Source organism: Micromonospora sp. DT201 (genome assembly GCF_049841575.1).
Classification (GTDB): Bacteria; Actinomycetota; Actinomycetes; order Mycobacteriales; family Micromonosporaceae; genus Micromonospora.
This window is the reverse complement of sequence record NZ_JBNCKP010000026.1, coordinates 64,657-77,150: the sequence shown is the minus strand read 5'-3', so window position 1 is coordinate 77,150 and position 12,494 is coordinate 64,657. Positions and strand designations below refer to the sequence as shown.

The following is a 12,494-nucleotide window of genomic DNA, read 5'->3' as shown; positions in this document are numbered from 1 at the left end:
GCCAAACGAGCCCACTACGCTCGCCGCCTCACCCTCGAACTCCAACCATGATCACGAACGGCGGCTGCCGTACTAGGGTCCCTGAGATGGTTATGAGCGCGCAGGATGTTGTAGGCGTGATCGAGTCAGACCCGGGAGCCATGAGAGTCCTTCGGGCTACCGCCGACCTTGGATTACCGGACTGGTGGATCGGTGCCGGCTTCGTACGCAACCGCGTCTGGGACGCGATCAGCGGCTTCCCGGTCTCGCCGGAGCGCGACGTGGATGTCGCCTACTTCGACCCGGAAAAGTTGGACCCACGCGAGGACGCACGCGCCGAAACCGAAGCCAGAGTGGCGCTGCCTGAGGTGCCGTGGGAAATTCGCAATCAAGCACGGATGCATCTGCGCAATGGCGATGAGCCCTACACGTCCGCCCTGGACGCGATATCGCGCTGGCCCGAAACGGCGACGTGCGTCGCGGTGACTTTGCGCGACGACTCTGTTCGCCTGGTGTCCTGCCACGGCCTGGCTGACCTTGTGGGAATGGTTGTCCGCCCGTCTCCAGCCATGAACAATGCAGCGGGCCGCGTGACGGTACAGCGCCGCGTGGAAGTCAAGGGATGGCTCCACCGATGGCCCGGACTGCGGCTGGAAATCTAGCGCTCACGCCAAGCGAAGGACGGGTAGCCCCGACAAGACGTCCTCTCCCGCGGCAGATCCGCGCACGTGATCTCCGGCTCGTTACGTCCCGGGGCGTGGCGGGCTGCTCACGTGCAAGTGATCTACTCGATGGGTGAGCAATTTGCGAGATCTCATCGTCCGCTGGCAGCGCGGCTGGAGCGTGGCTCGCGCGCTGCCCGTCGCCGAAGACGTAGGCGGTGCGTTGCGAGTTCGGTGCATGCAGCCCGGCCGCGACATCGAGTATGTCGCGCTCGATGCCGGACAGGACCTCGCGTCGCTCACCACGCTGGCTGAGCTAGTCGCTGGCGAGGACGCCGTCACATGGCTGACCGTGCCCACCACCGACCCGGCGCGGGCCGCCTCGGCTCTGACGGGCGCCGGCCTGATCGTGCTTAAGCACTCGGAGCTGCTAATGACAGCCGATCTTCGTGGGCATGCGCAGAACATGCCCGTGGCACCGTACCGGCTCCTGACCGAGGTCCACTCGCACGGAGGCGGCAGCGTGGTCACGGCCACGGTACGGCACGAGTCGGGAGAAATCGGTGCGCGCGGGACGATGGGATTGGCCGGTACGAGTGCGGTCGCAGACCGGATCGAAACCATGCCGGCTCATCGCCGCAAGGGCCTAGCCAGCGCGGTCATGAGTGCACTAGCCCGTTGCGCGATCGAAGAAGGCGCCGAACAGGGCATTCTCATCGCCAGTGAGGACGGTCAGCGTCTGTACATGACGCTCGGTTGGCAGCCGGTGGCCGATGTGCTGATCGCAACGACGCCTGGCAACGCGTACCCGTCCTGAACGGCGCAAATATTCGCGTCCGGCCCACGCTCCTCGCCGTCGCCTAGGCGTGTCCTGCCGATCATGACACCAGCGACGGCGCGAAGGCTGGGGCAGATGAGGGAGTGCCGGCCCAGCGGCAGTGCGGCGCGGTGGCCGTACCATTCGCCGACGAGCTGCGAGACGTGTCGGCAGGGTTCGCAGGCCAGCCACGACCACCGGGTTCGGGTGGTCACCGTGTCCCGGGCACACAACACGCACAGGTCGAGGTCACTGGGGATGTCCTGGCCCTGCCACTGCTGCTCCCAGTCCGGTGTACGTGGCTGGCAGCGGCACCGCTGCTCGCGCGGGGCGCCGTCGCGGAGGTGCCCGCAGGTCAGGCAGACCGCGAAAGCGGCAAGGTCCAGCTCTTCGAATGGCACAGTGGACTCGCCTTCTGGTGCCCAGGGCACCCGCTCTTGCCGTACCGCAGCTTGCGGCCGGCCTGGTCTTCCCCCGGAGGCACCGTGCGCGGGTGGCGCGGTTGCCGGGTCAGCAAGCCGGGAGGCTTGACGCTGACCACTCTTGACGCCCAAGAAGCATAGATCATCGAAGCCGGGAGCAACCCGGGGAAACACGCGGGAGACCTGAGCCGACGGCGGTGGCCGAACTAGCCGTCGGCGCGAGTCGGAGCCGGGCAGTCACTCCGGCTTCGCGACGGGGTGAGCGACCCTGAATCTTAATTCCGATGTCACCTCTCGAATCCTCAGTTGACGTGTCGATGTCTGCCCGCAGGACTTTGCTGTCGGCCATCGCCGATACCTTGACCAGGAGCTGATTCGAGTGCCTTCCTCCCGTCGTACCTTCCTCGCGGGCGGCGCCGCCGCCAGCGTGGGCCTCGCCGTCGCCGGTGGGCTGCCGTCCCTCGCTCAGGCCAGCCCTGGCCTGCCGCACTCGCCGGTCAAGGGCAGTCCCGTGCCTTTCCCGCCGCTCGTGGACGATCCCAAGGGGATCCTGGCCCTGCCGGAAGGCTTCAGCTACACGGTGGTGACCCGGACCGGCGTCACCCGACTCGACCGTGGCCAGGGCGTGACGCCGGCGGACCACGACGGCATGGCCGTTTACGACGCCGGCCAGGGCCGCTACACCCTGATTCAGAACCACGAGATCGACCCGGGCGCCGAGTTCGGCGTACCGCACGTCAAGGGCACGGTGTACGACGCGGGCGCCGTTGACGCCGGCGGTTGCACCGTGATCAAGACCGACCGCGCGGGCCGTAACCTGGGTGAGTTCGTGGCCCTCTCCGGCACCATCTCCAACTGCGCCGGTGGGCCGACCCCCTGGGGCACCTGGCTCACCTGCGAGGAGACCGAGGACCGGGCCGGCGACGAGTGGGAAGAGGGCGGCCGGTCCGGCGTCTACCAGAAGGACCACGGGTACGTCTTCGAGGTCTGGGCCGACGGCAGCGCGGACCCGAAGCCGATCAAGTGCCTGGGCCGCTACTCGCACGAGGCCCTGGCGGTCGACAAGGACCGCACCCACATCTACCTCTCCGAAGACGCCGACGAGCCCAACGGCCTCTTCTACCGCTGGTCGGCGCCACGGGGCGTCAAGCTCGGTCCCGGCGTGCTCACCCGCCTCGCACCGAACGCCGGCGTCCTCGCCGCAATGCAGATCGTCATGGACGACGGCTCGGTGCTGCCAGACGTTGCGTACCTGACCTCCGCCCAGTTGGGCCGCCCCTTCCCGGTACGGTGGATCGAGGTGCCGGACCGCGACGCGCGGCACAAGTCCGTGCGCGAGCAGTTCGCCGACGGTCAGGTCACCCGGGGACGCAAGTTCGAAGGTGTGTGGAGCACCGACGAGGGCGTGTACGTGGTCAACTCCTACGCCTGGGACGACGGTGACCTGCCGGCCGACGCCGCGCCGCACGACGGCATGGTCTGGTTCTACAACTTCAGGGCCCAGACCATCCAGCTGGTGACGTACTTCCCGCACCAGACGGCGTCGGAGGAGGGCACGCCGGTCAAGTACAACGACCTCACCTTCGATGGCCCAGACAACGTCTCCGTCACCCCGTGGGGCAGTCTGGTGCTCGCCGAGGACGGCACCGGGGCCTCCCATGTGCTCAGTGCGACTCCGGGCGGGCCGACGTACGCGATCGCCCGCAACCAGCTCAACGATTCGGAGTTCTGCGGGCCGACCTTCACCGCCGACGGCAGGGTCCTCTTCGTCAACATGCAGGACCCGGGCCTCACCCTGGCGATCACCGGCCCGTGGGAGAAGTACCTGGGCTGACGGTGCCAGACCGACCGGTGGGGATCAGGTGATCGGCCTGGTCCCCACCGCGCTGCGGGCCTGACTATTGTCATGAGTGCCCGTGCCCCCTGCATCGAACGTCGTGACTATGCGCACTGGGGCCTGGCCCGTCCCGTCGACGAGACTCGATTTCGACGCCGGAACAACAGCCGGCCGAGTTCGAGGGGCGGCGGGACGGTGGACGAACGCTACGACAGCTACTGCGCCGCAGATCGGCTGTTCTACGACTCGCTCGGCAGCGCCGTCGCGCAGCCCGTCTTCCCGGCCGCCGAACGGCCGATGCCGACCGGCTGGCGCCGCGAGCCACTTGACGACTGGCTGATCTACGCGCCCGACGGCGGCTCGCTGCCACAGCAGGGCTGGAAAATCCACGTGTCAGCGGGTCTGGAGAACGCCGAGCGGGTGCTGGATGCCGTCTGGGACTACTGCGTCCCCCGCGGCCTGTCCTTCAAGTTCCTCAGTGGGCCCCGCACGCTGCTGCTGCGCAACTCCAAGTACGCCGCCCGCGCCGCCAGCGGCAAGTTCATCACCGTCTACCCCCGCGATGAGGCGGAGCTGGAGCTGACCTGCAAGGAGCTCGACGAGCTGCTCACCGGTGAGCCCGGGCCGTACATCCTCAGTGATCTCCGCTACGGCAACGGCCCGGTCCACGTGCGCTACGGCGGCTTCGCCGCCCGCTACTGCCACTCGCCCGACGGTCAGGTGGTGCCGGCGATCGAGGACGAAACCGGCACGCTGGTGCCGGACCGCCGCGAGCCGGTCTTTCACGTACCGTCCTGGATCACCCTGCCCGACTTTCTCGGCCCGCACCTGGCCGCCCGGAGCGAAACCAGCACCGACCAGGTGCCCTACCGGATCGAGCGAGTGATCCACTTTTCCAACGGCGGCGGGCTGTACGTGGGCAGGGACCTGCGTACCGACACCGAGGTGGTGCTGAAGGAGGCCCGACCGTACGCCGGCTTGGACGCCGACGGCACCGACGCCGTCGCCCGGCTGGCCCGCGAGGCGGAGGCCCTGCGGCAACTCGCCGACCTGCCGCAGGTGCCGCGGGTGCACGACGAGTTCGTCCTCGGCGAGCATCGGTTCCTCGCGCTCGAGTTCATCGAGGGGCGACCGCTGAACAAGGTGCTGGTCGACCGGTACCCGCTGATCGACGCCGACGCGACGGACGACGACCGGGCCGCGTACGCCCGATGGGCCCAGCAGATCTACGAGCAGGTCGAATCCGTCGTAGCGGCGATCCACGAGCGCGGGCTGGTCTACGGGGACCTGCACCTGTTCAACGTCATGATCCGGCCGGACGACCGGGTCGCCCTGGTCGACTTCGAGGTGGCCGCCCCGATCACCGGGCACCGCCGGCCCGGGCTGCGCAACCAGGGCTTCGCGGCACCGAGGGACCGGACCGGGCCGGCGGTCGACCGGTACGCCCTGGCGTGCCTGCGGTTGGCGCTGTTCCTGCCACTGACCCAGTTGGTCCGGCTCGCCCCGGCGAAGGTGAACCACCTGGCCGACATCATCGCCGCGAACTTCCCGGTGCCGAGGTCCTTCCTCGACCCGGCGGTCGAGGAGATCATCGGCGACCCGCGGGCCACCGCGGACCCGCGAGGGGCCCTCGGCGCGGATGACTGGCCCACCATGCGGGACCGGCTGACGACGGCGATCATGGCCAGCGCCACTCCCGAGCGGAACGACCGGCTCTTTCCCGGTGACATCGAACAGTTCCGCAGCGGCGGCCTCAACCTCGCCCACGGGGCGGCGGGAGTGCTGTACGCGCTCGACAAGAGCGGTGCCGGGCGGTGGCCCGAGCACGAAGACTGGCTGGTGCGGCGGGCGACAGCGCCCCCGTCCGGCACACGCTGCGGCTTCTACGACGGGCTGCATGGTGTCGCCTACGCACTCGTTCACCTCGGACGCCGGCAGGACGCGCTCGACGTTGTCGATATCTGCCTGCGCGAACCCTTGGACGGGCTCGACCACAGCCTGGCGAGCGGACTGTCCGGGATCGCGCTCAACCTGGCCGAGTTGGCGGCGCGCACCGGGGAGGCGTCGTTGCACGACGCCGCGTGGCGGGCCGCTGAGCGGGTGATCGGGCAACTGGCCGACGACCCCGGCCCGGACGTCAGCGGCGGACGCAACCCGTACGCCGGGCTGCTGCGCGGCCGGACCGGAGCGGCGCTCATGCTGTTGCGGCTCTACGAACTCGGCGGCGACGACGAGCTGTTGGGGCACGCCGCCACGGCGCTGCGTCAGGATCTGCGCCGGTGTGTGCTGCGCCCGGACGGTGCCCTGGAGGTCAACGAGGGTTGGCGCACCATGCCGTACCTGGCACACGGCAGCGTCGGTATCGGACTGGTCCTCGACCAGTACCTGCGCCACCGCGCCGACGACCGGTTCGCCGAGGCGAGCGCGGGGGTCCGCCGCGCGGCACGGTCACCGTTCTACGCACAGTCCGGGCTCTTCACCGGCCGGGCCGGCATCATCGCCTACCTCGCCGCCTCGGCCGAGGAGGCCGACCGCCGCGAACTCGGCGCGCAACTGGACCGGCTGACCTGGCACGCCCTCCCGTACCGGGAGGGGACCGCGTTCCCCGGTGAGCAGCTGCTGCGGCTCTCCATGGACTTCGGCACCGGCACCGCCGGCGTGCTCTACGCGCTGGCCAGCGCACAGCACGACCAGCCGCCGATGCTGCCCTTCCTCGCGCCCCTGCCAGGCGCGAAGAGACTCCCTCGCGACAGCGGGGGCGACCTGATCGGCGAACGGATGGAAGGGAGGTGACACGACATGGCGCTTCTGGACCTCCAGGGCCTGGAGATGGCTCCGGCCGACCGCACGGGTGGCGGTGGTAGCCGGGCGAGCCTGCTGCTCTGCGGCGACAGCTCGCTCTCCATCACGACCTGCAACTGATCCACACACACGTGGGGCCCTGGGTGGGTAGACGTGCCCACCCAGGGCAACCGCGTACCCACGGGAGGACCGATGCCGACGTTCGCCACAGGGGACAGGCTGCTCCGGCAGACGGTCCGGGCGGGCGGCGGCTGGACCGGCGGACTCGCGGCGGTCGCGCTGCTCGGCGCGGCCGCCGAACTGTTGCTACCCGCGACCCTCGGCCGCGCCGTCGACGCCGCCCTCGCCGGCGGCTCCGGCTGGTGGGCGGTGTCCGCCTGCGGCCTGGTCGTCGTCCTCATCTGCGTCGACACCCTCACCGACCTGGCCAGCGGCTTCGGTGCGGCGCGCGCCACCGCCGGGCTGCGCCGGCACCTGCTGCGTCACCTGTTTGCCCTGGACGTCCGCGCCACCCGCCGGCACCCGGTGGGTGATCTCGTCGGCCGGTTGGTCGGCCAGGCCGCCGACGCGGGACAGGCCGGCAACGCCGTGGTCCTGGCCATCGTGGCGGTGCTTCCGCCGCTCGGCAGCGTCGTCGCGCTCACCATCATCGAACCGGTCCTCGGAATCACCATGCTCGCCGGCCTCGGCCTGCTCGCCGTCCTCATGCGTGCCTTCGTGGCCGACGCCTCGGCCGCGACCACCAGGTACCAGAGGGTGCTCGGCACCATCGCCGGCCGACTGCTGGAGTCGCTCACCGGTGCGCGGACCATCGCCGCCGCAGGCACCACCCATCGCGAGGAAGACCGGGTGCTGGCGGCCCTGCCGGAGCTGAACCTGCACGGCCGGCGCGCCTGGGAACTGCTGGCCCGGGCGAGTGCGCGCACCTCCGCCGTGGCGCCGCTGCTGAACCTGAGCGTCATCGCGGTCGGCGGGTACGCCCTGGTCACAGGCTGGCTCACCCCAGGCCAACTGGTCGCCGCGGTCCGGTACGCGGCCATCGGTGCCGGGCTCGGTGGAGTGCTTGCCACCCTGAACCACCTGGTCCGCAGCCGTGCGGGAACACACCGGGTCGCCGAGCTGCTGACGCAGCCCGCCGCGCCGGCAGGCGATCGTCCCCTTCCACCCGGCGGCGGTGCCCTGCGACTGCGCGGGGTGTGCGTGCACGCCGACGACGGCAGGCCCATCCTGGACAGCATCGACCTGGACGTACCGGCCGGCGCTACCGTGGCCGTCGTCGGAGCGTCCGGTGCCGGCAAGTCGACCCTGGCTGCCGTGGCGGGACGGCTGCACGACCCCGACGGCGGTGAAGTGCGACTGGACGGTGTGCCGCTGCGAGACCTCGACCGGGCGGCGCTGCGCCGAGCCGTCGGCTACGCCTTCGACCGGCCGGTGCTGATCGGCGCGACGGTCCACGACGCGATCGGCTTGGCGCTGCCGGTCGACTCGGCGGTGCCGCCGGCCGACCGTGGACCGGCGACGCCGGCGGTCCTCCGGGCGGCCCGCATGGCGGCGGTCGCCGACGTGATCGACCGTCTGCCCGACGGTTACCGCACCCCGCTGGCGGACACCCCGCTCTCCGGGGGCGAGACCCAACGCCTCGGCCTGGCCCGCGCGTTCGCCGCCGAGCGGCTGCTCATCCTGGACGACGCGACGTCCAGCCTCGACACCGCGACCGAACACCGGATCACCGAGGCGGTGGTCGGGCGGGCCGGAGAGCGTACCCGGCTGGTAGTCACCCACCGGACCGCGACGGCCGCGGCGGCCGACCTCGTCGCCTGGCTCGACGGCGGTCGGCTGCGCGGCCTGGCGCCGCACCGGCAACTCTGGGCCGACCCGGACTACCGCGCCGTCTTCCAACCGGCCGGCGGTGGGTCGTGAGCGCTCCCGGTGTACGCCGGGTGACCTGGCGGGCGCTACGGGCCCGCCGGCGGGAGCTCGCCGGACTCGGCGGGTGGTCGCTTGTCGAGTCGCTGCCCGCGCTGCTCGCCGGTTATCTGGTCGCCCGCGCCGTCGACGACGGCTTCCTGGCCGGACGTCTCCTCAACGGCCTGGCCTGGTTGGGGGTCCTCGCCGTGGCCGTGCTGGTCGGCGCGGCGGCCACCGGTCGGACGTACCGGAGCCTCGGCGCCGTGGTCGAGCCGTTCCGCGACGAGGTGGCCGCTCAGGTGGTGCGGGGTGCGCTACGTGCTGCCACCCGGACAGGTGGCCGCCCGGACAACGCGGCGGTGACCCGGCTGACCCACCAGATGGAGATCGTCCGCGACACCTTCGCCGGTCTGCTGATGGTGACCCGCGGCTTTCTCTTCTCGGCTGGCGCGGCCCTGCTCGGCCTGCTCGCCCTGGCACCGGTGGTGGCGGCGCTGGCCGCCGCGCCGCTGGTCGCCGGCCTGGTCATGTTTCTCGCCGCGCTGCCGGCGATGGTCACGCACCAGCGCGCGTACGTCCGGGCCGGTGAGCAGCTCGGCCAGTCGGCTGCGGCCGCGCTGGCCGGTCACCGTGACGTGCTGGCCTGCGGCGCCGAGACACGCGTGACGGCCGAGGTGGAACGCTGGGTGTCGGCGCAGGCCGCCGCCGAACGCATGCTCGCCCGGATGGCGGCGATCCGCAGCCTCAGCCTCGGCATCGGCGGCTGGCTGCCGCTGCTGGTGCTGATGTTGACCGCCCCGTGGCTGGTCGAGCGTGGTCTGACCGCCGGCGCGGTGCTGGGCGCGCTGATCTACGTCTCCACCGGGCTGCAACCCGCCCTGCACACCCTGGTGCAGGGCCTCGGAGGGGGCGGGCTGCGCTACGCGGTCACCCTGGAGAACATCCTGCGCACCTATCCGGTGTCCGACGACAGCCGCCCGTCGGCCCCCGCCACCCGGCCGCCCCGTTCCCGGACGCCCACCGGTCCGGCCGGCCGCTCGCCAGCCATCGAGGTCCGGGGACTGACCTTCGGCTACGGCCCGCGCGCCCGGCCCGTCCTGCAGAACTTCTCGCTGACACTGGCCGACCGGGGCCATCTCGCAGTGGTGGGCCCGAGCGGTGCGGGCAAGTCCACACTGGCGGCCCTGATCGCCGGTCTGGTGCCGCCGCAGGCTGGCACGGTTCATCTGGCCGGCGCGGCGGTCGCCGAGGTCGAGCCGGCCGTCCTCGCCCAGATGCGGGTGCTGGTGCCCCAGGAGGCGTACGTCTTCACCGGCAGTCTCGCCGAGAACCTCCGCTACCTCCGGCCGGACGCCGACGACCACACGCTGGAGGTCGCCCTCGACGCGCTCGGTGCGCGTCCCCTGGCGACCCGCCTGGGCGGCCTGGACGCGCCCGTCGCGCCGGCCCTGCTCTCCGCCGGCGAGCGGCAGCTCATCGCGGCGGTCCGGGCCTGGCTGGCGCCCGCCCCGCTGGTGGTCCTCGATGAGGCGACCTGTCACCTGGACCCGGCGCTGGAGGCGACGGTCGAGGCCGCCTTCGCCCGGCGGACCGGCAGCCTCGTGGTGATCGCACACCGGATCAGTTCCGCGCTGCGGGCCGGTCGGGTGCTGGTCCTCGACGGCGACGAGCCCGTGGCGGGGACGCACGAACAGTTGATGACCCGCTCGGCCACCTACCGGGTGCTCGTCGGCTGCTGGGACGACTCGGTGGTGCCGTCCCGGGCGGCGACGGCCCGGCAGGGCTGAACCCGCGCGCCCGAGCCGACGGCATCGGTCAGATCCAGCCTGCCTCGCGTGCCATCCGCACGGCCTCCACCCGGGTACGCGCGCCCACCTTGCGGGCGATCCGGCCGAGGTGGTTGCGGACGGTGCCACAGCTGAGCCCGAGCGACACCGCCACCTCCGCGACCGGCGCTCCCGCCGCCGTCAGCCTCAACACCTCCGTTTCGCGGCTGGTCAGTGGGCCGTCCGAGCGCAGCGCCGCGACGACGAGATCCGCGTCGACCACGGGCTCCCGCCGGGCGAGCCGCCGGATCCCGTCGATGACCCGCTGGGGGGCGGCGTCGCTGCGCAGGATGCCGACCGTCCTGGTCGGGCAGAGCATGCCTCGCAGTCGCCGGGCCCGATGCGGGTGGGCCAGCACCAGGACGGGGCACAGGCTGAGGTGGCCGGGATCGACTCCCTCGACGAAATCGAGGTCGGCCACCACCACGTCCGGGCGTTGGGCGTGGACGGCTGCGGAGACCGCGTCGCCGCGATCCACCTCCGCCACGACACGGATATCCTCCTCGGCGGAGAGGACGAACGACAGCGCGCCCAGAACCAGGGCACCGTCCAAAGCGAGCAGGGTACGGATCACGACGAACCTTCCCGCACTCCGATGGCGATTACACAACGTCAACATTCAAACACGCCCGAAGTGGGTTCGCACGGCGACGGGGCGGGTCGGACACGTCCGCCGGACCCGCCCCCGACGGCTACAACCAGCCGTTACGCCGTGCGCGCCACACCGCCTCCAGCCGGTTGCGAGCCCCAGTCTTGCGTAGGATCACCGACAGATAGTTGCGCACAGTCCCGTGTGCCAGGTAGAGACGGACCGCAATCTCCTTCAGGGGCAGACCCTCGGCCGCCATCCGCAGCACGTCCATTTCTCGAGGCGTCAACGGGATCTCCGGTGGACTCAGCACCGCCACCGCGGCGGCCGGGTCGATCGCCCGATCCCCGGCCGCGAGCGCGCGGATCGCCCGCACCAGCTCCGCCAGCGAGCTGTCCTTCCCGACCAGGCCGCGCGCGCCGGCCGCCAGCGCAGCCTCCACCAGGGTCGGGCTCCACCGAGGGCTCATCGCCAGCACGGCGGCGTGCGGCGCCTCGGCGCTGATCCTGGCGACCATTTCCACCGGATCGGGCAGCTCCGGCGTCAAGGCCAGCACCACCACCCGGGGTCGGCACCGCCGGACCACCGTCAACAGCTCGCCGACACCCTCGACGTCGGCGACCACCTCCATGTCCTCTTCGCGTGACAGCGCGGCGCAGAGCGCCCCGCGGAGCAAACCCATGTCCTCGGCGACGACAACGTGGATCACCACGTTTCTCCGATCTCAGGTACGCGTCACGACGGCCACGATCCCGGAACATCTACGAGTTGGTCGGGCGGTCGTGCGCTACAGACGGATAGGCATCGGCCCACAGCACCGTCACGGCGGACGGGCACGGGCACCGATCGACCGGGCCAGCGGATGGAACCGGCCACGCGGGCCAGCCACCCGGACTCGGTCGACCCGCCTCAGCCAGGGCGAGCGATCGCAGACGGAGTTCGGCTATCAAACAGAAGCGGCACGAGATCGCAGGGCTGCCCAGCACCGAGGTGCGACTGCCGGTCGACCGGCCAGACCAGCCCCGGCCCGGGCGTCGATCCACCATCGACACCGGCAGCATCCTGGTCGGCGGGTGCGACGGGCCGGCCCGGAAGGCCAGCCCCCGCGGCCACCGGCCCCGGGCGTGCGGCGACGTGCCCCGTCGAGACCGTAGGACGTGCGAGTCCGACGACGGACATCGGCGGTGGCGCGGCCGGGATCGGCAGCGCTGCGGCGCGTACGGGCGCCACCGCCGAATCCGCCGACGGCGTCGGCACTGTCGGTACGAGTGCCGGGTCGGTCACCGGCACTGCGGCCGGCCCGAGCGCTGGGGGAGCGGGCAGTGGAGGTGTCACCGCCGGAACGATCACCGCGCCGAGACCGGGTGGTAGAACCGCCTCGGCGACACAGCGGAGCGCTATGGCGACGGGCCGGATGACCATGGTGACGGGCCGGATCGCCACCGCGCTCACGATGTCGACGACGTGCGGCAGCGGGGCGGTCATCAGGGCCACCGCAGGCAAATCGGCCAGCCCGTGCACCGAGGGTGGGCCCGGCGCGGCGGTGGCCGGCCGTCGCGGTGGATCAGCGGCCAGCCGCGACGGGTCGGCACGGTGAGCTGAACGATGAGCCGCGCGAGCTACGGAGGCCGGCCGGAGCCTTTCGCGCTCCG

General features: G+C 71.6%; 10 protein-coding genes and 1 riboswitch. Of the genes, 7 read left to right on the top strand and 3 right to left on the bottom strand.

From position 1 onward, the window contains the following. Nucleotides 1-86: 86 nt before the first annotated feature. From ACLQ28_RS30300 to ACLQ28_RS30270, 7 genes are all read left to right on the top strand, one after another. Nucleotides 87-641 carry a nucleotidyltransferase family protein gene (locus ACLQ28_RS30300; RefSeq protein ID WP_425689685.1) on the top strand — a complete coding sequence of 185 codons (555 nt, stop codon included), beginning with the start codon at nt 87-89 and terminating at the stop codon, nt 639-641. A 133-nt stretch (nt 642-774) separates the two neighbouring features. Next, nucleotides 775-1,458 (top strand): GNAT family N-acetyltransferase, encoded by a 684-nt coding sequence (locus tag ACLQ28_RS30295; protein ID WP_425689684.1) that lies wholly within the window; start codon nt 775-777, stop codon nt 1,456-1,458. A gap of 428 nt (nt 1,459-1,886) precedes the next feature. After that, nucleotides 1,887-2,007, bottom strand: a riboswitch (SAM riboswitch). Between the two features lie 252 nt (nt 2,008-2,259). After that, nucleotides 2,260-3,714 carry an alkaline phosphatase PhoX gene (locus tag ACLQ28_RS30290; RefSeq protein WP_425689683.1) on the top strand — a complete coding sequence of 485 codons (1,455 nt, stop codon included), beginning with the start codon at nt 2,260-2,262 and terminating at the stop codon, nt 3,712-3,714. Between the two features lie 198 nt (nt 3,715-3,912). Next, on the top strand, nt 3,913-6,510 hold the full coding sequence (gene lanKC, locus ACLQ28_RS30285; protein WP_425689682.1) for a class III lanthionine synthetase LanKC: 2,598 nt from the start codon (nt 3,913-3,915) through the stop codon (nt 6,508-6,510). A 6-nt stretch (nt 6,511-6,516) separates the two neighbouring features. Further along, a complete protein-coding gene (locus ACLQ28_RS30280; RefSeq protein WP_425689681.1) occupies nt 6,517-6,639 on the top strand; it encodes a SapB/AmfS family lanthipeptide in 123 nt (40 codons plus the stop codon). Between the two features lie 72 nt (nt 6,640-6,711). Then, nucleotides 6,712-8,439 carry an ABC transporter ATP-binding protein gene (locus ACLQ28_RS30275; protein WP_425689680.1) on the top strand — a complete coding sequence of 576 codons (1,728 nt, stop codon included), beginning with the start codon at nt 6,712-6,714 and terminating at the stop codon, nt 8,437-8,439. Further along, complete coding sequence (locus ACLQ28_RS30270) at nt 8,436-10,214, top strand: ATP-binding cassette domain-containing protein (RefSeq protein WP_425689679.1); 1,779 nt, start codon at nt 8,436-8,438, stop codon at nt 10,212-10,214. Before ACLQ28_RS30275 ends, ACLQ28_RS30270 begins: the two co-directional genes overlap by 4 nt. A gap of 28 nt (nt 10,215-10,242) precedes the next feature. Here ACLQ28_RS30270 and ACLQ28_RS30265 read toward each other — a convergent pair whose 3' ends face one another. The 3 genes from ACLQ28_RS30265 to ACLQ28_RS30255 form a co-directional block, all read right to left on the bottom strand. Next, on the bottom strand, nt 10,243-10,827 hold the full coding sequence (locus ACLQ28_RS30265; protein WP_425689678.1) for a response regulator transcription factor: 585 nt from the start codon (nt 10,825-10,827) through the stop codon (nt 10,243-10,245). Nucleotides 10,828-10,945: 118 nt separating this feature from the next. After that, nucleotides 10,946-11,551, bottom strand: coding sequence for a response regulator transcription factor (locus tag ACLQ28_RS30260; RefSeq protein ID WP_425689677.1), 606 nt, complete (start codon nt 11,549-11,551; stop codon nt 10,946-10,948). A gap of 200 nt (nt 11,552-11,751) precedes the next feature. Beyond that, nucleotides 11,752-12,327 carry a hypothetical protein gene (locus tag ACLQ28_RS30255; protein WP_425689676.1) on the bottom strand — a complete coding sequence of 192 codons (576 nt, stop codon included), beginning with the start codon at nt 12,325-12,327 and terminating at the stop codon, nt 11,752-11,754. Nucleotides 12,328-12,494: the final 167 nt, after the last annotated feature.

Bases quoted from the DNA above. Each gene is read 5' to 3' on its own strand.
- ACLQ28_RS30275 (WP_425689680.1), top strand. From the start codon at position 6,712: ATGCCGACGTTCGCCACAGGGGACAGGCTGCTCCGGCAGACGGTCCGG.
- ACLQ28_RS30300 (WP_425689685.1), top strand. From the start codon at position 87: ATGGTTATGAGCGCGCAGGATGTTGTAGGCGTGATCGAGTCAGACCCG.
- ACLQ28_RS30280 (WP_425689681.1), top strand. From the start codon at position 6,517: ATGGCGCTTCTGGACCTCCAGGGCCTGGAGATGGCTCCGGCCGACCGC.
- ACLQ28_RS30255 (WP_425689676.1), bottom strand. From the start codon at position 12,327: ATGACCGCCCCGCTGCCGCACGTCGTCGACATCGTGAGCGCGGTGGCG.